The sequence below is a fragment of the Blautia sp. 2227st1_G12_2227SCRN_220401 genome (assembly GCF_039062885.1).
GTDB classification, from domain to species: Bacteria; Bacillota; Clostridia; order Lachnospirales; family Lachnospiraceae; genus Blautia_A; species Blautia_A fusiformis.
Genome location: NZ_JBCLNI010000008.1, coordinates 20826 through 41956, shown reverse-complemented (window position 1 = coordinate 41956; position 21131 = coordinate 20826). Strand labels below are relative to the sequence as shown.

The 21131-nt window shown below is 43.6% G+C and carries 17 protein-coding genes; 1 reads left to right on the top strand and 16 read right to left on the bottom strand.

Annotation, left to right across the window (positions count from 1 at the left end; translation table 11 throughout):
• Nucleotides 1-212: 212 nt before the first annotated feature.
• The 4 genes from ABCM67_RS05720 to ABCM67_RS05705 all read right to left on the bottom strand — a co-directional run bounded on the left by ABCM67_RS05720 (nt 213) and on the right by ABCM67_RS05705 (nt 4804).
• Complete coding sequence (locus ABCM67_RS05720; protein WP_147602908.1) at nt 213-1337, bottom strand: glycosyltransferase family 1 protein; 1125 nt, start codon at nt 1335-1337, stop codon at nt 213-215.
• Nucleotides 1338-1368: 31 nt separating this feature from the next.
• Nucleotides 1369-2403: a glycosyltransferase family 2 protein gene (locus ABCM67_RS05715; protein ID WP_173740649.1), complete on the bottom strand. Its 1035-nt coding sequence runs from the start codon at nt 2401-2403 to the stop codon at nt 1369-1371.
• An 11-nt stretch (nt 2404-2414) separates the two neighbouring features.
• Nucleotides 2415-3239, bottom strand: a complete 825-nt coding sequence (locus ABCM67_RS05710) for a DUF4422 domain-containing protein (RefSeq protein ID WP_147602906.1) — start codon at nt 3237-3239, stop codon at nt 2415-2417.
• A 329-nt stretch (nt 3240-3568) separates the two neighbouring features.
• Nucleotides 3569-4804 carry a zinc ribbon domain-containing protein gene (locus ABCM67_RS05705; RefSeq protein ID WP_173740650.1) on the bottom strand — a complete coding sequence of 412 codons (1236 nt, stop codon included), beginning with the start codon at nt 4802-4804 and terminating at the stop codon, nt 3569-3571.
• 311 nt (nt 4805-5115) lie between these two features.
• On the opposite strand from ABCM67_RS05705, the gene ABCM67_RS05700 reads away from it, so the two are divergent.
• Nucleotides 5116-6225, top strand: a complete 1110-nt coding sequence (locus ABCM67_RS05700; protein WP_022427060.1) for a site-specific integrase — start codon at nt 5116-5118, stop codon at nt 6223-6225.
• A 188-nt stretch (nt 6226-6413) separates the two neighbouring features.
• On the opposite strand, the gene galE is transcribed toward ABCM67_RS05700, so the two are convergent.
• From galE to bsh, 12 genes are all read right to left on the bottom strand, one after another.
• On the bottom strand, nt 6414-7430 hold the full coding sequence (gene galE, locus ABCM67_RS05695) for a UDP-glucose 4-epimerase GalE (RefSeq protein ID WP_015527335.1): 1017 nt from the start codon (nt 7428-7430) through the stop codon (nt 6414-6416).
• 92 nt (nt 7431-7522) lie between these two features.
• Complete coding sequence (locus ABCM67_RS05690) at nt 7523-8446, bottom strand: sugar phosphate nucleotidyltransferase (RefSeq protein ID WP_021652265.1); 924 nt, start codon at nt 8444-8446, stop codon at nt 7523-7525.
• Nucleotides 8447-8589: 143 nt separating this feature from the next.
• A complete protein-coding gene (locus tag ABCM67_RS05685) occupies nt 8590-9945 on the bottom strand; it encodes an ATP-binding protein (RefSeq protein ID WP_022427062.1) in 1356 nt (451 codons plus the stop codon).
• On the bottom strand, nt 9942-10616 hold the full coding sequence (locus ABCM67_RS05680) for a response regulator transcription factor (RefSeq protein ID WP_022427063.1): 675 nt from the start codon (nt 10614-10616) through the stop codon (nt 9942-9944). Before ABCM67_RS05680 ends, ABCM67_RS05685 begins: the two co-directional genes overlap by 4 nt.
• 154 nt (nt 10617-10770) lie before the next feature.
• Complete coding sequence (locus ABCM67_RS05675; RefSeq protein ID WP_022427064.1) at nt 10771-12591, bottom strand: Na/Pi cotransporter family protein; 1821 nt, start codon at nt 12589-12591, stop codon at nt 10771-10773.
• A 286-nt stretch (nt 12592-12877) separates the two neighbouring features.
• Nucleotides 12878-13378 carry a transcription elongation factor GreA gene (gene greA / locus ABCM67_RS05670; RefSeq protein WP_015527340.1) on the bottom strand — a complete coding sequence of 167 codons (501 nt, stop codon included), beginning with the start codon at nt 13376-13378 and terminating at the stop codon, nt 12878-12880.
• Complete coding sequence (locus tag ABCM67_RS05665; protein ID WP_158526432.1) at nt 13375-13518, bottom strand: hypothetical protein; 144 nt, start codon at nt 13516-13518, stop codon at nt 13375-13377. The genes greA and ABCM67_RS05665 overlap by 4 nt, the downstream gene beginning before the upstream one ends.
• On the bottom strand, nt 13515-14048 hold the full coding sequence (locus ABCM67_RS05660; RefSeq protein WP_022427065.1) for a CarD family transcriptional regulator: 534 nt from the start codon (nt 14046-14048) through the stop codon (nt 13515-13517). The genes ABCM67_RS05665 and ABCM67_RS05660 overlap by 4 nt, the downstream gene beginning before the upstream one ends.
• Nucleotides 14049-14264: 216 nt before the next feature.
• Complete coding sequence (locus tag ABCM67_RS05655; protein WP_342992605.1) at nt 14265-17279, bottom strand: translation factor GTPase family protein; 3015 nt, start codon at nt 17277-17279, stop codon at nt 14265-14267.
• Between the two features lie 84 nt (nt 17280-17363).
• Nucleotides 17364-18233: a patatin family protein gene (locus ABCM67_RS05650; RefSeq protein ID WP_288721435.1), complete on the bottom strand. Its 870-nt coding sequence runs from the start codon at nt 18231-18233 to the stop codon at nt 17364-17366.
• A 121-nt stretch (nt 18234-18354) separates the two neighbouring features.
• Nucleotides 18355-19911: an ABC-F family ATP-binding cassette domain-containing protein gene (locus ABCM67_RS05645; protein ID WP_021652255.1), complete on the bottom strand. Its 1557-nt coding sequence runs from the start codon at nt 19909-19911 to the stop codon at nt 18355-18357.
• 222 nt (nt 19912-20133) lie between these two features.
• Nucleotides 20134-21123 (bottom strand): choloylglycine hydrolase, encoded by a 990-nt coding sequence (gene bsh, locus ABCM67_RS05640; protein WP_021652254.1) that lies wholly within the window; start codon nt 21121-21123, stop codon nt 20134-20136.
• Between the last annotated feature and the right edge of the window lie 8 nt (nt 21124-21131).

Below are 21131 nucleotides of genomic sequence, written 5' to 3'. Positions count from 1 at the left end.
TTACAGAGATAAAACACAAATCTCTTATCTCACTGTCCTTTCTTTAATATATAAAGGTTAAATAGTTATTGTGCGATATATATCCATAAAACGCGCTCCTATCTTTCTTCCCTATTAAACGTCTCATAGAAATAGCCTTATTGTCTGATTGTTTTTTTATATTTTCTCTTTATCAGTCCATTATTCCACTACTGTTTCTTTTATTTTTAAACTTATTTGTTCACCACACCATTCAACAATATTTTTTCTAATTTTTTTGCTTCAGTATGAATTTCGTATCCTCGCATTGTAAAATTATCCACTATCTCCTTTTGGGACACTCGGTTTATATTTTCTTTGATATTTAAAATTTCTTCTGCCCAAGACTCCGCTGAATTTTCCAAATTCCAAAATATAAATGATGGATTAATTTTAACTTCTTTAGGAATTACACTGTCAGATGCTAACATAGGTACTCCATTTGCCTGAGCTTCCATCGCAGCCATGCTGAGGCCTTCAAATTTAGATGGAAACAAAAACAGATCGAATGTACTCAACCATCCACATATGTCTTTCTGAATTCCGGCCATATATACATACTTATTTAGTTTCTTTTTATCAATCTCTTTTTCAAGCTTTGTCTTGTCTTCTCCATCACCTATTAAAATCAATCTTACTTTTGGTTCTTTTTTTATAAGTTTTTCAAATATGTCTAAAATAAACATTTGATTTTTTTGGAAATGCAACCTTCCTATATTTCCTATGATATAATTTTCTTCCCACTTCAAATCTCGCCGCAATTTTTTTCGCTTCACATCATCAAAACAATATTTTTCTACGTCTATCGCATTACTGATAATAATAGATTTTTTTATTATTGAAGAATCATAAAACCATTCCGAAGCTTCTTTTGAGCAGCTCCAAAAATCCGTTACATAATAAGCAATTCTTTTTTTATTATATTTATGTAAAATTCCTCTTAACCTGCTATCCATATTTTGAGAATTATGGCTATGTATAATTCTTCTTTTTATTCCATATTTTTTTGCCATTTTCAGATAATCAATATTGGCAAGACTACACACATTCACCCATATTGCATCATACTTAGAGGCATTATTTTCAAAAAAATTTTTTAATTCTTTTTTGTATTTTTTATAATTTTTACTTCTCGCAGGAAAATGAAATGTTTGTGAGCCATTGGAAATAATTTCTTCTTCGAAAGCGATTTTATTATATGAATTACATAAAAAATCAAAATGAAAGGTATTCTTATCCATGTAATGATAGTAATTCATAATAACACTCTCTACCCCACCTGGATTTTCTGTCATACCAAAAACTAATATTTTATACATAGGTTTCCTCACAATTTAATGTTTGACTATTTTAATTTCTACTTTTTTCGTAAATATAATTTTGATATGCCCGCACAATATATATGATACTTGCAATATGAACCAATTTATATTTCATAAAAAAAACAGGCAATGTTCTCGCTGAAAAATTATTCTTTATATGGAACTTTTTTATCGCATCTTTGAATACAGGTGTATTTATAATTTTTTTTATATGCTCTATTTTTTTTATATAATTTTCTTTATTATTAACGCAAAATATACCTCTAACACAGGCTATATTTAAATGCATTAAAATATAATCATTAAATGCCAATTGTACATTTTCATGTTGTTTTTTAATATACTTACTCGTTATATTCATAGCTTCAATATATTGAAGTACTTTTTTATCTGCGTTACTCCTCATCGTAGACTCATTGTCTATAGAATAATGGTAAAATATCGTATCACTTATGCTAATTCTGGAACAATGCATTAAATAATGTAATGTAAAATCACTATCCTCTGAAAGCTGCATTTTTGTATTAAAGCCAATTCTATTTTCATAAATAATGCTTTTCCTAAAAATCTTTCCCCAAACCTGCATGAATTTTGTTGGATTTGCGATCATTTCCAACTTCATTTTTTCTGCAGAGTCATTAAAATAATATGTTTTCTCTTCTTTATTGTTTATATAATTTGCTCTATTACCAATCTCGTAACTATATACATACAAATCCGCTTTAGCATTTAATATATCTTCGTAAATATATTTTTTGCTTTTAGATACTATATAATCATCTGCATCGACAAAGACAATCCATTCTCCTCTGGCGTTTTTCAATCCTTCATTTCTAGCTCTTGACACTCCTTTTTCCGAATGAATTAGTTTAACATTTTCTCCATATTTTTGAATTAATTTTAATGCAACACTATTGGTGTAATCAGTTGATCCATTTTCAACAATCAATATTTCACATTTCTCCATGTTACAAGTATGTGTAATACTTTCCACAGCTCTTTCTAATGTATCAGCCGCATTATATGCTGGAATAATATATGAAATTAATATTTTTTCATTCATAATCCTCTTATTTAAAAGCTCCCTTCATATCTTTTTCCAACAAACTTAGCTTTTAAAAACGCTGTACTCTTTTTCCACCAATTAATCTTTTCCATATGCTGGTAAGGCAACTCTTTAATCTCATTTTTCTTAATTTTCCCTAGTTTAATCTCAGCATCAAGCCACACATTAAATATTATCTCGCTTACTCTTCCATAAAATCGCCCCTGAAATGCTGATAATTCCTGTGGATCAATGCGTTTTTCTAACTCGAAGAGAATATCAAATAACCATTCACAATAATCATTCAGATATCGTTTTTGCATGATCATCATATTGAACATATATCCGTAAGTGTGTTTTACAACTTCATCATAACTTTTCAGATAATCGGGATATTTTTCAGCGATTATCTCTCTGGTGATATCTAATTGAGATGCATAATGTGTATGTTCATAATGGGAATATAAGGTTTCTATATAATACTTTCTTTTTTTAGGTACAAAAATTTTATATTTTTCCAACATTGGGCGCAACTCATTATACGTAAGAACACCTTCAAATGGTGCCTTGGTTTTCTTTCCAAAATGGCGTCTGTAATGTGCCAATCCTGTATAATCCGTGTCAAGATTTTTCCACGCCCAATATAAGCCTGTAAGCTCACAATACGCAGCGTTTTTGTTTGAAATGTTTTCTCCTGTATTATCTTTTTGATACCCTAAATCCAGCGGATTTCCATTCTGATCTGTTTTTCCCTCTGCGCCAACATGCAGTGGAAGATACATTGCATCTTGAGGCATTTCATATTTTTTATGTGTTGCTACTATAATTTTTACTGTAGGCGTATTCTTCGTCATTTCAATATTTCCTTACATGCTTTCTCTCTTTTTTCTATTCATCCTCCATATGCAAGTTTTTATTTTTCATAACTTCGAATACACTCCCCAACTCAAAAGCCGGCACATTCTTCGCCGTGCCCGCACCTTCTTCAGGTACACACACGACAGGCGGTATTCAACCCGACGGTGTTTATCACTGATATACACCGTGTTTTGCTTTCGCTTTCTTTTTGTCAGCACGGCAAAGCCGATGCACTGACCTTATGACATCTGTTTTCTGACATGCCATAAGGTCAATCCACCCGCTCGCTTTTCATACTGATATTCTGTTTCCTTTGTTCTTCCCTTCATGCTCCGCGTCCAAACTGTGTCAGGCACTTTTTCCCGAGATTTCTCACAGCATTCAGATATCGGTTCGTCTGATGTCCATTGGCGCAGCAGCATAGTTCTGTTCTGGTGTCAGTCCGAATGATTTCTGCGCCGCATCTGGCACAGTTTGTGCTGATGCCGGTGGCGTGGGCTTCGATAACAATGATTCCGTTTTTCCATGCTTTGTAGTCCAGATACTGGCGGATCCTGGTGCTTAAGTGGAGCGGGCCCCAGTTTCCTGAGCCTTTCATGACGTTTCTGGAATATTCCTGGTTATAACGTGGAAGTACGATCACAGAAACGTCCTGCTCTACAGCAAAACGTAAGATCTGGCTTGTGACCTGGTGTCCATAGTGTTCAGAAAGATGTTTCAGATGCATCCAGTATTTCTGATCAACTCTGCCTGTCTGTCTGCCTCCGGTGGCTTCCTGGGACTTCTGGATCTTTTCCAGAAGCTTTCTGCAATGGTGGCTGTATTCATTTCCGCCTTTCCAGAACTTCACTGCGATCTCCTGACCGGTTCCGTCCAGAACAACGCCTGCTGCAAAGGCATCACTGTTTGTAAACTGAATACAGAGTATCCTGCATCCTGCCTGCATCCTCTGACGTACGGTTGCTGTATTTTCATTGTTCTGACGTACTGGAACATGCAGCATGTCATATTTGTATTCAAAAACTACGGATGGTGACATGAGTCTGGCGTTTTCCGGAAAGTCTCTGCCTGACAGCCGGCAATGCATCCAGGTCCATGTGTCTCCTGTCCAGACACGCAACGTGATCTCTTTAGCGGAAAAATCCTGATACATTCCTTTGTAATAGGTAACTGCTGCATTTAGTTTCTCTGCTCTGCCGATCTTCTCATCCTGGGCAAAACGGCTGAGATAGCTTTTGGCTGAAGCAATTCCTTCATTGGCTGCTGCTCTTCGAAAATACAGTGGAACCTTTTGCCAGGGGAGGGGATCTGATGGTATGCGTCCGCCTCGTCCCGGAATGCTCATGATCTCCAGCTCGCGTAAAGTCTGCTGGCTTCCCATTTCCCAGAGATCCGTATGATCCAGAAGCAGGTTGTAATAAAATTCAGCGATCCGGTTATAAAATTCCTGTGTGGTCCGCAGCCATTCCGGATGTCTGCACCAGAGATGCAGTCGCCAGGTTGTGATGCTGTAGCCGCTTTTTCCGGTGTTTTCTTTTTTTCCGGTTTCCGGTTCTTTCATTTTGGTTCTCCGTTTTTTGCAAAGAAAAATCATTATAATATAACTTATCTAAATTATTATTTTTGTCACTTATCATTTCCATAAGCGACAGGTGATTTTCTCTCAAATTGCATAGTTTTTGAATCTTAATCAATGATAGCATTGCACCCTGTCACTGTCAAGATACGAAAAATGCACCACTTTCGACCAAAAATGCAGTTTTTTTCGGTTAAATTTTTTTATATACGACAAATTTTTCTTTTTTTCGCTTATTAGTGGTCACAAAAATGGTCAGACTTTTGCTATAATAGTGCGAAAAGGAGACTACGATTATGCCTAGAAAAGGGGAAAATATCAGAAAAAGGAAAGACGGAAGATGGGAGGCGCGCTATGAAAAATGTCGTGACCAGAATGGACGGATCCAGTACGGATATCTGTATGGTCGTACATACGAGGCTGTAAAAAAGAAAAAGCTGGCTATTTTATGTCAGAATAATCTTCAAAACTCTCCGGGAAAGTGTTATGTATTTCGAAACCTCAGTGAAGAATGGATGTTATCCATGCGTTACGCTGTAAAGCTCAGCACCTATGCCTGCTATGAAACACTTCTTGATACACATATCCTTCCGGAATTTGGTGATATGCCGTTGAAATACATCTCTTCTGCTTCTGTATATTCCTTCTCTGAAAAGCTGAAACAGCAGGGGCTTTCGCCACGTACCATCAAAAATCTTCTGATCCTGTTCCACAGTATTTTACGCTATGGTGAAAAACAGGGGTATCTGAATCTTTCACAGCTGGAATTTCGGTATCCCAAAATAAATACCAGTCCTTTTCAGCTTATTTCTCATGAACATCTCACAAAGCTGATCACAGTTCTCTCTGCTGAGGACTCAGAATTTCCCATCGGCATCCTGCTATGTATTTATACAGGGATCCGCGTTGGTGAGCTCAGCGGTATCCGGTGGGAAGATATTGATTTTGATAAAAAGCTGCTACATATAAGGCGAACGATCTCACGGATAAAAAATCTTGATTATTCTGGTGAATCTGATGACGAACCCAAAACCGTTTTAATGATAGGTCCTCCTAAATCAGTCTCATCCATCAGGGATATTCCAATCCCTGATTTTTTATTGAAAAAAATGAAACGGATTGCTGCTGAACCTGATTCATACCTGCTGACGGGTACGAACCGTAAATGTATGGAGCCCAGAAATATACAGCGTAAATTCCAGAAGCTCCTTCAGCAATGTGAAATCCCCAGTATCAACATTCATTCTCTCCGGCATGCTTTTGCCACCCGTTGTACGGAAATGGGATTTGACAGCAAGACACTTTCTGAAATTCTGGGACATTCGTCCGTCAAGATCACCATGGATATTTATGTACACAGCAGCATAAAACAAAAGCAGAAGTGCATGGAAAAGCTGAACTATTAGCAGTCAGAATTATGGTCAAAGCAGGCCGGAAGTCCGCATTTATACGGGTTTCCGGCCTGTTTGTCGCTTATGGAAATGATAAGCGACTTTTTTACCCTCAAAAAAACAACACGGCAGACATCCCTCCGGGGCTGTCTGCCGTGTTTTATATCGCTTTTATGTTTTTATGTAATTAAGCTTTCTATTCCTTAAGCCTCATATCCATTAGGGTTCTGGCTCTGCCATCTCCAGGAGTCTGCACACATCTCGCGGATTCCGTTCTCTGCCTTCCAGCCAAGTTCTTTCTCAGCTTTGGTTGCATCGGAGTAGCAGGTTGCGATGTCGCCTGGGCGGCGTGGTTTGATTACATATGGGATCTTAACGCCGGTAGCTGCCTCAAAGTTCTTAACGATATCAAGAACACTGTAGCCTTTTCCGGTTCCAAGGTTGTAGATGCTTAATCCGGAATTGTCTTCTAGCTTCTTAAGGGCTTTTACATGGCCCTTGGCAAGGTCTACTACGTGGATGTAGTCACGGACACCTGTTCCATCCGGTGTATCGTAATCGTTTCCGAATACGCCAAGCTCTTTCAGCTTGCCTACTGCTACCTGTGTGATATATGGCATCAGGTTGTTCGGGATACCATTTGGATTCTCACCGATGGTTCCGCTCTTATGAGCACCGATCGGGTTGAAGTAACGAAGAAGAACTACGTTCCACTCCGGGTCTGCCTTCTGGATGTCTGTAAGGATCTGCTCCAGCATGGATTTGGTCCAGCCATATGGGTTGGTACACTGTCCCTTCGGGCACTCCTCGGTGATCGGGATCATTGCCGGATCTCCGTATACGGTTGCTGAGGAAGAGAAAATAATATTTTTAACATTATGTTTTCTCATCACGTCTACAAGAGTAAGGGTTCCTGCGATATTGTTCTCATAATACTCCCACGGCTTGGCAACAGATTCACCAACTGCTTTCAGTCCTGCAAAATGAATACAGGAGTCGATCTCTTCTTTGTCAAAAACTTCATTTAATGCTTCGCGGTCCAGGATATCTGCTTTATAGAATTTCACCGGTTTGCCTGTGATCTTGGATACTCTGTCCAGAGCCTTCTCACTGGAATTGCATAAATTGTCAACTACTACAACATCATATCCTGCGCTCTGCAGCTCTACAACGGTATGACTTCCAATGTATCCTGCTCCACCTGTTACTAAAATTGCCATAGTTTTTCTCCTCCTCTATTGGATCTAACTGTTCCTGTTTATTTTAGCACTGTTCCTTTGTTTCCACAATAGCAGAAAACCAGGTTTACTACTTAATCCCAGAGTCCCTGCGGATAAAGTCCCTGATCCTTCAGATTCTGGATCGCGGCTACCACTACCGGTTTGTCCTCTTTATAGGTCACTCCGTACCATTTATCCTGTGTGGTAAGGACCCTGACTGCTGCCTTTTTTTCCTGGAGGAGCTCGTCAACTACAAACGGAAGGAAATATTCGCATTTCAGAGGATTTTCCGGGATGCTCTTTTCAAGGAATACCGGGAAGCGTTTTACCAGCTCTTTCATAAATCCGCCGGTGAATCCCCACATGTTCATGGATACCGGAGTCTCTCCCGGGAGACTTGTCCAGGTTTTTCCATCGTCCTCTGTGTAGGCTGCTCCGCCGTCACGTTTCTCAATGTGTGTTCGCTCATTGATATCTGCAAGATATCCATTTTCATCTGTCTCACAGACACCTCTGGAAACGTAGCCGTTGTCTGTCAGGGTATTCTCAAGACGGTAGCCTACCATCATATACTGGGCAGGTACGGTGTCCTCCTGGGCCTGGATCAGGAAATCATACGCCATCTTAAAGGCATGGGTTCCATAATAATCATCTGCATTGATCACCACAAACGGTCCGTCGATCTCTCCGGCACAGCTTAATACCGCATGTCCGGTTCCCCATGGCTTCACACGGCCTTCCGGAACCTGGAAGCCTTCCGGGATGTTGTTGAGATCCTGATGCACATAAACGATCTCCACCTTGTCACTTAAGCGGTCGCCGATGGCATCGCGGAAATCCTGTTCATTCTCTTTTTTTATGATGAATATCACTTTCTTAAAGCCTGCACGTACGGCATCATAAATGGAAAAATCCATGATGATATGACCTTCCTGATCTACAGGATCGATCTGTTTCAGTCCGCCGTAGCGGCTTCCCATTCCTGCTGCCATTACTACCAGAACCGGCTCTTTCATAATTTTGTTCCTCCTGATTTTTAGAAATACAGGGATTTTTTCCCATACATATTTTAAGCCGGTCAGATTCTCATCCGACCGGCCTTTGAACCTTTTTTTATTATACTACACTTCACCGTGAAATCCTACTGATTATTTTCAGTTTATTTTCGGTCAGAAGTATTCTCCGGGAAAACGATCTCCATCCTGGTTCCAACTCCCTGTTCACTTTCCACGTTGATCTGTGCATGATGAAGCGTTGCTCCATGCTTCACAATGGAAAGCCCCAGACCTGTTCCGCCGGTCTGTCTGGAATGGCTTTTGTCTACCCGGTAAAAGCGCTCAAAGATCCTTCCCTGTTCACTTTTCGGGATTCCGATCCCGTCATCTGCCACACAGTAGAACGGATGCCCTTTCCGGTTGCCTACTATGATCCGCACATGACCATTCTGTTCTGTATAGCGAACTGCATTGTCTGCAATATTAAAAAGCATCTCATAGAGTACATGGCGGACACCCTTGATCTTCTCTGCACTTCCGGCAAGCTCAAGGAAAATATTTTTCTTTCCGGCAGGATGTCTGAGATTATTTCTTACGTCTTCCGCAAGCTCATAAAGATCCACCTCTTCAAAAGGAACCTCACTGTTGCTTTCATCCAGTCTGGAAAGCTGGATGATATCCGCTACCAGATTGGAAAGTCTTATTGATTCATGGTAGATCCTTCCGGAAAATTCCTGTATATGATCTGCCGGAACCATGCCGTTCATCATAAGCTCCGCATAACCGGAAATGGACATCAGCGGGGTCTTCAGCTCATGGGAAACATTTGCAGAAAATTCCTTCCGGATCTCCTCTGCCTCCTTCAGTTCTTTTACCTGCTGCCGGATCTGCCGGTTCTGTTCATCCACCCGCACAAGAAGGGGACGCAGCTCCTCATAGCACACATTGTTCAGCGGATGCTCCAGATCCAGCTCGTTGACCGGACGGATCAGCTCTCTGGTCTGTCTCTGTGCAAAAACAAACTCCAGGATCAGTACCAGGAGCATCAGAAGTCCCAGCACAGCAAGACTTGAGATCCATGTGGAATATATGGAGTCTACGGTTTTTCCTACACGGAGCACGTTTCCGTCATCCAGCTTCATCGCATAATAAAAGGTCTTTTTTGCAAAGGTTTCTGAATAACGGATGCTTTCGCTTTTTCCATTTTTTTCTGCCTGTATAAATTCCGGACGATCACTGTGATTTGCCAGTTTTTTCGGAGAGGTCTCAGAATCGTAGAGAACGGTTCCGTCTTTACGGATGAGAGTCACACGACTTGATGATACTGTCCGAAGCTTTTTTGTGAGAAAGGAATCTCCATACTCATCCATGGCAAGGCAGATATACTGCGCTTCCTCACGGACTCCACGCTGCATGTATGTGTTTAATTTATTGTAGGTGATCACACTTGCTGCCAGAAACGTGACAAGAACAGCAAAAATGATCATAATGCTTGTATGATGCAGAATTTTCTTTTTCATACATGATCTCCGATCCGGTATCCCACGCCACGCACTGTCTCAATCAGATTTCCGGCCTCCCCCAGCTTTTGTCGGAGAGTCCGTACATGAACATCTACAGTCCTTGTTTCTCCGTCAAAATCATAGCCCCACACATGGCACAGGATCTGGTTTCTGGACATGACCAGTCCTTTGTTCTCCATAAGATATTCCAGAAGCTCGAATTCCTTTCTGGTCAGCTCCTTCACCTCACCCTGATAGCTGACTTCGTGACGGGACACATTGACACGAAGATCCTTACAGTACAGCTCTCTCTCTTCGCTCTGCCTTGCGCAGCGCCGAAGGACCGCTTTGACCCTGGCTACAAATTCCATCATCCCGAAGGGCTTGGTGATGTAATCATCTGCGCCGCCCTCCAGACCTTTTACCTTGTCAAACTCCGCTTCTTTGGCTGTGACCATGATCACCGGGATATCCCGGGTCCTGGTGTCACTTTTCAGTCGTTTCAAAATATTATACCCATCTTCACCCGGGAGCATGATATCCAGCAGGATCAGTTCCGGCATATTTTTTTTCATGGCTGTGTCAAGTTCTGCCCCGGTTTCAAAACCTTCTGCCTCAAAGCCTGTTGTCTCCAGGGTATAGACAAGAAGCTCTCTGATATTTCTCTCATCTTCCACACAGTAGATCATTCTATATCCTCTCTGTTCGTTTTTTGCCGTTGGCACTTCATAATCGTCTGGTCTTTTTTGTTCCATGCCTTCAGTATAACTGCTTTCTTTTTACTGCACAAGCCCTGGCCGTCTGCTGATACAGATAACCAGGGCATAGCATTTCGATATCTTTTTATTGGCTGCCTGCCGCTGCCATCTGGGCTGCCGCCTGCTCATCCTTTATTTCCGGAAGCTGATACTGATTCCGGATCACCTCCAGCGCACGGTAGAAGGTTTCGTCCGGCCCATGTTTGATCTGCTTCAGGTGCTGATGTGTATCAAAAGCATCTTCATGAACCTGTGTCACACAAACACCGATATTGGAACAGTGATCTGCCACACGCTCCAGGCTGGTAGTCACATCGGACAGGATGAATCCCATTTCAATGGTACATTCTCCGGCGCGAAGTCTCTGGATATGCCGGTACTTCAGTTCCTTGCTGAGTTCATCGATTACTTCCTCCAGTGGCTCGATCTCTCTCGCAAGCTGCACATCCTGATTTTCGTAAACCTTGTAAGCAATATCTACAATGTCTTCCACCGCATGCTCCATGACACGTAACTCTTCCAGCGCCTTATCCGAAAACTTCAGGCCTTTTTCATAAAGCTCCTGTGCGGATTCCATGATGTTCACACCGTGATCGGAAATCCTCTCGAAATCACCGATACAGTGGAGCATGATGGAAACACTGTGACTGTCATGAACGGAAAGATCCTTCTGGTTCAGTTTTACAAGATAGGTTCCAAGTTCATCCTCATAACGGTCTACCTTTTTCTCTGCTTCTTCCACCAGAGCCTTTCCTTCTGCGCTGAAATTCTTCAGAAGGTCCAGGGCGGTAAACAGAGTTCTATGAGAATCCTCTGCCATTTTTTTCGCTGCATTCCTGCTCTGCTCAACTGCAAATGCAGGTTTCTCCAGAAAACGGCTTTCCAGGATCATGAAATCCGGATCTGCTGCCACCTTCTCCTCCTCTTCCTTCCTGTCGCGGATAGTAAGACAGGCAAGCTTCTCCAGAGCCTTTCCAAACGGAAGAAGAACAAGAGTTGCCGTGATATTGAAGGCACTGTGCAGGATCGCGATCCCGGCCGGAGTCGCTGCCTGTGCCATAAATGAAAAATGTACTGCTGCATTTATCGCATAAAATACTGCCATGAACAGCATGGTTCCGATCAGATTGAAATACAGATGGACCATAGCCGCACGTTTTGCGTTTTTGCTGGCTCCGATGGCTGAAAGGATCGCAGTGATACAGGTACCGATATTCTGTCCCATGATAATAGGAAGTGCTGCACTGAACGGTACCATTCCGGTAAGGCACAGTGCCTGGAGGATACCAACCGATGCGGAAGACGACTGGATGATCGCTGTCAGCACTGCTCCGGCCACAACTCCAAGGATCGGATTGGAGAATTTCACCAGCATTCCGGTAAACTCCGGTACCTCTGCAAGAGGTTCCACAGCTCCGCTCATGGCATTCATTCCATACATCAGGATCGCAAAGCCTACAAAGATCGCTCCCACGTCCTTTTTCTTCTGGCTTTTTGTAAACATGATCAGAACCACGCCGATCAGTGCCAGAATCGGTGAAAATGACGTCGGCTTAAAAAGCCGGATAATAAAGTTATCACTCTGGATACCTGTAAGACTTAAGATCCATGAGGTTACGGTAGTACCGATATTGGCACCCATAATGATTCCCACAACCTGGGACAGCTTCATGATTCCCGAGTTTACAAAACCAACGACCATAACGGTAGTTGCCGAGGATGACTGGATCACTGCAGTCACACCCATTCCAAGAAGAACGGCTCTGATGGGATTGGAGGTAAGTGTCTCCAGGATCCGCTCAAGCTTTCCGCCTGCAACCTTCGCAAGCCCGTCTCCCATTAAGTTCATTCCATAAAGGAAAATAGCAAGGCCGCCAAGCAATGCCAGTACGCTGAAAAAGTCCATAATACTCTCCTTCACTTTCTCTTTTTGATATGTTTGATTTCCTTTTTTCTCATTTCAACGATTTTCATAATAGCGGCCTATTGTAAAATTTTCCCCACTGGAATGTAAAATCTGTGTAAAAAAAATAAAACAGAGGATCCTGTTACGGGAAACCGATTTCCCGTCAGAATCTCTCTGTCCTATATATCGTACAGTGGTTTTTATTCTTATGATGTGTTTTGTGCTGCGGATATTCTCATTCCGCTGAGCTGCATGCTCATGAGCAGAGCTGCCCTGCGATCTGTGATCAGAATCCGCGGATCTCCTCATCCTCAGATCCGGTCTTGTCGATGGATTTTATTACAAGGTAATAGCTGTAATCATCATTGACCTTTACTTCCACCCGGTCTCCTACACGATGACCGCGCAGTGCCTTGCCGATAGGCGATTCAATACTGATACGGTTTTCCATGGAATTTCCGCGGATGGAAGTAACCAGCTTGTACTTCTCCACCTCATTATCTTCTTCAAAAAGGACTTCCACGATATCGTCCATTCCCACTTCGTCAGATCTGGAAGCATCGGATACAATGGATGCAGTCTTCAGCATCCTCTCCAGATAACGGATGCGGCTCTCGTTCTGATTCTTATGCTTCTTGGCTGCATAATACTCAAAGTTCTCACTTAAGTCTCCCTGGGCACGTGCCTCCTTGACCGCCTCAATGGCTTCCTTACGTACTACCAGTTTACGGTGTTCGATCTCCTGCTCTATTTTTTCAACATCCTTGCGGGTAAGCTGTTCTCTCATTTCTCTGGCATCTCCTTTTCTTTATAACATTCAGACTGATCCTGGATCTGTTCTCCACTTCCTGTGAAGCTTCTGTCACAGATACAGGATTTCTGGAAGGTTACCGGAAATACCATAGCAGATACGCTCTGCTTTGTCAAACAGCGCATACCTGTTCTTCGGCTTCCTTCTGCTGGTGTACTCGCTGTTCAATATAATCTGCCATATGTTCTTTGGGGATATCCAGTAACATGGAAAATTCAGAATAGAGATGATCCTCTGCAAGCTTCAGATACCGCTCGTCTGTAGCGGTTGTTTTTTTGCCATGAGATAATCTGGCCTGTTTTCTGACGTAGATCGTCTTGATGATCCGAAGAAGATCTCTGCATTCACAGGTACGGATGCATTTCTTGTAGCTATCCTCCCGGAATTTCTCATTCTCAATACTCAGTGTCTCAATGGATGGGATCTCATCGATAAGCCTCTCCGCTTCTTCCCTTGTAATGATTCCGCGAAGCACCTGCTTTCCACCTTCCACCGGTGTAAATATCTTCCCATCTGTTTCTCCTCCGGGCCTCAGTACATAATAAAGCTTCTCGCCGGAGGAACCATCCACCCTCATTGTGGTAACTCCTGTTACCTGGCAGATGCCGGTACGACCATACACAACATATTCGCCTGTTTCAAACATTTTTCCACTTCCTTTCATTTTTTTACTTTTCTTTTGTTATCCTGGCGCTTATTGTGCTCTAATGAAAGCTCCCTGCCAGGTTATATATCCAGACAAGGAGCTTCTCACTGAGGATTCTATCCTTATTTTACTACTTTTCCCATTTATTTGCAAAAGAATTCAAAAAGTTTTTTTATTTTTGTGAAATATGCCCACAATGAGGGCATATATTTTTTGTTATAATTCTTCTTTTTTCTTTCTTCCCAGACGGATGTCTTCCATATGAGATTTCAGTTCCGGTGTCATACTGTCAAAGAGATAGGTTTTGCTGTTGTCTCTGCGCTCCTGCCATTCTTCTCTCATCTGCTGTTTTGCGGAAGCGATCTCATCTTTGAATCCGCGCGCTGAGATCCTGGCAGCTCCCTGTCCCATAATGATGATCTGCTCCAGTCCGTCTGATGTGGCAACTGTCACGTTATGCTTCCGTCCGATTTTATGGACAGTGCGTTCAATATACTGGTCTGCCGTTTCCGCTTCTTTTGTATAGACAACATGAATGTTATGATACTGGAAGGTTTCCTCCGGATGGCCCTCCACACGGTAGGCATCAAATACCAGGATCAGGATGCAGCCCTTGATCCCCTGATAATCGCTTAGTATGTCCATTAACCTGGACTGTGCCGCATGAAAGTCTGCCTGTGCCAGATCTCTTAAATCCTCCCAGGCAAATATGATATTGCAGCCGTCCACCAGCAGATAGTCCTCTCTGTGGATGGCCGGACTGCTGTTTCTCCAGGCGCCGTGACCGGTTTTTGCCGGAAGGCCGGAATCTGCTGCACCTTTGCCTCCCTTCCCGGAAAAGCTGCTTCCGCTTTCCGGATTTCCGAAGCTTCGGCTGTTACTGCTGTATTTCTTTGAGCTCACCGGACCAAAGGTTTTCTCAAAGATTGCCTTCAGTTCTTTTTCCTCTTCGTAGCTTCCATACATGGAGGTATATTTTCCACGGCCGGCATTGGCTGTTCTGTAATCCGGACTGTTTTTGGCTGTTCCCTGAACTGAACGCACTCCTGCAGAGCTGTTGTCGGAATCCTCATAGGCATCATTACTGTCCGAAAGCTGAGCTCCTTCCAAATGCATATATTCTTCTACCTCATACCAGGGAACCACGAAGCCTGCTCCATGGGCACAGAATACAGAGCCTGTAGGATTCTCAAGATCTCTCTCGGAATCATATCCGATCTCCTCTGCGATCTGCTCCTGATCCTGACAGGGTTCATAGCCCTTCAGAGTACAGGTCAGATGACCTCTGCCTCTTGTGTAGGAAACTACCTGGCTCTGATAATCCCTCATTTTTGCCACCGGCGCACTTCCTGTGATCACCGACAGCTCTCCCTGGGTTTCCGGCCCCTGAAAGGTTCCCTGCATCCTCTGGATATCCGTCATGGCACGTCCTACATTTTCTGCCGGAACCTCAAGTCGGAAGCTGTAATAGGGTTCCAGAAGAACTGTCTCTGCTTTCTTGAGGCCCTGGCGCACAGCACGGTAGGTCGCCTGCCGGAAATCTCCACCTTCCGTATGCTTCTGATGTGCCCGCCCGGTGAGAAGTGTGATCTGCATATCGGTGATGGGTGATCCGGTAAGGACTCCCAGATGCTCTTTTTCCTCCAGATGTGTCAGGATTAGCCGCTGCCAGTTCCGATCCAGCTGATCTTCATTTGCCGCAGTAAAAAACTGCAGTCCGCTTCCTCTCTCTCCCGGTTCCAGAAGAAGATGCACCTCTGCATAATGACGAAGCGGTTCAAAATGTCCCACGCCTTCCACCGGTGCCGCAATGGTTTCTTTGTATACGATATTACCGGTCCCAAATTCTACTGCCACATGAAAGCGCTCCCAGATCAGATGCTTCAGGATCTCGATCTGTACCTCGCCCATCAGCATGGCGTGGATCTCTCCCAGCTGCTCATCCCACATGATATGAAGCTGCGGTTCTTCCTCCTCCAGCTCCTTCAGACTTTTCAGCATCCTGTGGGCGTCACAGCCCTCCGGAAGGATGATCTGATAATTCAGTACCGGTTCCAGCACCGGCATGGCAGAATCCGCCTCAATGCCAAGTCCCTCTCCCGGATATGTTTCGGTAAGACCTGTAACTGCACAGACGGTTCCTGCCTCTGCCTCTTTGAGCATTTCAAATTTTGCACCGGAATAGATACGGATCTGATCTGCCTTTTCCTCCCAGATCTCCTCTGCCGGAATACCATTTCTTCCTGCATTAGTCAGCGTCTCCTTAACCTTCAGGCTGCCGCCGGTGATCTTCATATAAGTGAGGCGGTTTCCCTGCTCATCTCTGGCGATCTTAAAGATCCTGGCTCCGAATTCTGCGGGATAGGACGGTACTGCCATGTAGGTCTCCATTCCATGGATAAAAGCATCTACGCCTTCCATCTTCAGGGCAGATCCAAAAAAGCATGGAAAAAGCTTTCGCTCCAGGATCAGCTCTGCCACGTCCTTTTTTGCGATCGTTCCTGTTTCCAGGAAGCTTTCCAGAAGTTTCTCCTCACACATGGCGATATTTTCCAGAAAATCATCCGTTCCATTTATTTTATCAGAAGCGCCCTGCGTTCCGGATATATTCTCTTTTTCTGCTTCACTGGCGTTGTCTTTCAGCTGCATTCCTTCAGCTGACGGAGATTTCCCGGAGTTATCCACAGGATTCTCCTTTTTCCCTGCTGCTTCTGCACCGGAGCATTCCAGTTCTCCACTAAAATCCACACAGCATCCGCTTAATTTCTTCTTCAGCTCCTCAAGAAGTCTTTCCCTGTCCGTTCCTTCCTGGTCCATTTTATTTACAAAAAGAAATGTTGGGATCTTATACTGTGTCAGCAGTCTCCACAATGTCTGTGTATGCCCTTGCACACCATCTGCTCCGTTGATCACCAGGATCGCATAATCCAGCACCTGCAGGGTACGCTCCATCTCAGCAGAAAAATCCACATGCCCCGGCGTATCCAGAAGTGTCACTTCCATATCCCCCATGGAAAAAACTGCCTGCTTTGAAAAAATGGTGATTCCTCTCTCCCTCTCAAGCTCATAGGTATCCAGATACGCATCCTTGTGATCGACTCTTCCGATTTTCCGGATCCTTCCGCATTTAAAAAGCAGGCCTTCCGATAATGTCGTCTTTCCTGCATCCACATGGGCAAGCACGCCCAGGCTTATATGTCTGTGTTTTATATTCTGAGGTTTTTCTCCCATTGAAAATACCCCTTTCTGTTGTAATGATATCCAATATCATAACATAGAAAGGGGTATAAGTCGAATTTTGTTTCGGTCTGTGATTCAGGAATCCAGGTAGGCTTTCAGCTTCTCCAGATCCTTTTTCATATCTGCTCTTCCTGTCTGGTAGATCCGCTCCAGATTGCTCTCATCACGCTCGATCATCGCCGCCTGGATGGGACTGCTCGGACGGATGATATGAACGCGCCCCTCTTTTTCCAGAGAAGCCAGTTCCTCCAGTGTTTCATTATAATGGATATGCCGTTCCTCCAGATCCTTCAGAAAAGCCGGATATTTATGTAATACTGCTTTCAGAAAAAGCTGCATCTTCGGGTTTGCTTTTTTTCGGTACTTCACATCTCTGGTAAGCACCACTACGTTTTTTTCGTATCCCCGGGAAAGCATCCACTTAACCGGGATCGGATCAGACACACCACCATCCAGAAGTCTCTTTCCCTCAAGCTTCACCGGTCGGGAGGCTATCGGGATCGATGCAGACGCACGCATCCATTCAATATCCTCCACATCTCCGTTGGGACATTCATGATACACCGGTTTTCCTGTATCCAGGTCCGTACACACCACTGTAAATTTCATGGGATTTTCTGCGTAGGTCTGACGGTCAAAAATATCCAGCTTCCAGGGCAGTTCGTAATATCCGAATTCCCGGCTGTATACATCTCCTGTGGTGATCCAGTTTCGGATGCTTGCAAGTCTTTTATCCTTGCAGTACTTTTTGTTATATCGAAGAACTCTTCCGATCTGCCTGGACTTATAATTGCATCCAAAAACAGCTCCAGCCGATACGCCCACCGCACTGTCCGCGTAAATCTCATTTTCCATCAGAACATCGATCACGCCGGCTGTATACAAGCCTCGCATACCGCCGCCCTCCATAACGATACTGAATTTTTTCAATTGTGTTTCTTTCATTTATTTGTCCTCTGTATTCTGTCTGGCAGACTCTGCTGCCCTTATGCTGTCATCTTTATGTCCCATTTATTGTACTTTTTGAATTATATCTGTCTTTTCTGCCATATATCTATATCCATTATCAGAATATCTTGGTTGTCCACTTGCTCATATCCCAGACTTCATTTACCACATCCTGGTAAAATTCCGGTTCATGGCAGATGAGAAGGATACTTCCGCGGTATTCCCGGAGAGCTTTTTTCAGCTCGTCTTTTGCATCTACATCCAGATGATTGGTAGGCTCGTCCAGAAGAAGAATATTGGTGTCACGGTTCACCAGCTTGCAAAGACGCACTTTTGCCTGCTCACCACCGCTTAAAACTCGTACCTGGCTCTCAATATGCTTGGTCGTCAGGCCGCATTTTGCCAGTGCGGAACGCACTTCATACTGGGAAAATGACGGGAATTCCTGCCAGAGTTCTTCGATACAGGTAGTTCGATTCTCACCTTTAACTTCCTGCTCAAAATATCCGATCTCAAGGTTCTCGCCCTGCTCCACACTTCCGGAAAGAGGCTTGATCAGTCCGAGAAGACTTCGAAGAAGTGTTGTTTTTCCTATTCCATTGGTTCCCACCAGTGCAATCTTCTGTCCTCGCTCCATAGTAAAATTCAGCGGCTTGGAAAGCGGCTCATCATAACCGATCACAAGATCATGTGTCTCAAAAAGCATCTTTCCTGGTGTTCGGCCATAACGGAATTTGAACTCCGGCTTCGGCTTCTCTGCTGCCAGCTCGATCACATCCATCTTGTCCAGCTTTTTCTGGCGGGACATAGCCATGTTTCTTGTGGAAACACGGGCCTTATTCCTTGCTACGAAATCCTTCAGCTCACTGATCTCCTGCTGCTGTTTGCGGTAAGCAGCCTCCAGCTGTGCCTTCTTGACCGCATAGACCTCCTGGAAATGATCGTAATCTCCTACATAACGGTTCAGTTCCTGATTTTCCATATGATAGATAATGTTAACTACAGAATTCAGGAAGGGAATATCGTGGGAAATAAGGATAAAGGCATTCTCATAATCCAGAAGATATCTTTTCAGCCATGCAATATGCTCCTCATCCAGATAGTTGGTAGGCTCATCCAGAAGCAGGATATCTGGCTTCTCGAGAAGAAGCTTCGCAAGAAGTACCTTGGTTCTCTGTCCGCCGCTTAGATCCGTAACATCACGGTCAAGCCCAAGATCCAGAAGGCCCAGAGCTCTGGCAACCTCCTCCACTTTGGCATCGATCGCATAAAAATCGTGAAGTGTCAGTTCGTCCTGGATCGTTCCAAGCTCTTCCATCAGACCATCCATCTCGTCAGGATCTGCAGTTCCCAGCTTGTCGCAGATCTCGTTCATCCGTTCTTCTTTTTTGAGAAGAGGATCAAAAGCGGATTTCAGCACCTGGCCGATGGTCATCCCCTTTTCCAGAACTGCATGCTGATCCAGATAGCCTGCGTGGACATTTTTTGCCCACTCTACCTTGCCCTCATCCGGCATCAGTTTTCCAGTCACGATACTCATAAATGTGGACTTTCCTTCGCCATTAGCGCCTACAAGTCCGATGTGTTCTCCCTTAAGAAGCCGGAAAGACACATCTTCGAAAATCGCTCTGTCTCCAAACCCGTGGGTCAGGTGTTCTACATTTAAAATACTCATTTGTTATATTCCTTTATCATTGTGGTTTTTCTGTTTTCCCGGAAGGGATTTTTAATAATGCTATAGTATTATACTTGATATTTTTCTCTGCTGTAAAGTCAAATCTCTGTATACACTACGATCGGCTGACTGGCAGCTTTTTGTATTACCGGTTAAGCTGCTGAATACTATTGAATAATTTTCCATCTTCCTACCTCATTATCTTCTGTAAAAATCCTGTTCTTATTTATTATGCCATCGGATCTCACCGTTTAATATGATCGGATAACGGATCAGCTTGTCTGAATCAAGGTTTTCCGCATACATATCTACTGCGGTTATCTGGTGATTATCATATGTGGTATAATAATAAATTCCCTTTGTCGTGTTGCAGCATGAAGTATAGATCGTGATCTCATATGCGCCCTCTGATACCTCACAGCATCCCCGCTGCTGATCAACAGAGCCTAAAATATGGAAAAACTGGCTGACACTTTCGTTTTCCCCATCTCCGGATATTGCGTTTAATTTTGTAAATGCAACCTTTACAAATCTTGACTGGCTTGAAAGATCTCCCGGAATTCCCATTCCGCCCATTCCTCTGCTGTATGGATCCAGCTCCAGCACTCCTGCAAATGTACTTTCCGGCTGCTTTCTGGATACACCCGCATAATTGTTAAGTGCAAACATCTGGCCGGGGAATGGAGGATTATTTGTAAGTACGCCAACAGGATCGTCATAGATGTGCATTCCGTCTTTCATGGATTCTACAACGATGCATTCCTCCTTGTCTGCGATCATCCAGTGAAGCTGTGCGGTTGGAAGCTGTTCACTGAAGGGTGTTCCCATAAGCTTCATATTGGAAAGCATCCTCCTTGCTTCAGCCACCGAAGCACACTGGGTAAGGATCCATGGAATAAATTCATATTGCGCCACCTGGACAAGATCCTTATCTGCTTCTGTCGCTTCATCTGCATATGCCGCATTTCCCACAAAGTTAAGTCCTGCCATACCCAGTCCCTTTTCATTAGCCGCATCATAATAAAGCGGATAATCTCCTGCTACAAACGCCATTCCTATGAGAGCATAATGTGTTTTTGCTTTTCCTGCATATCGGAAATCGAACTCATAATTTCTTGGGGTTATGGTCACCTCTTCCCCATAGGAAAACTCATAGTCAAGAGTTCTTCCCATATAAAAATCCTTTGTCTGATACGTTGCTGCTGTACACATAGATCTAC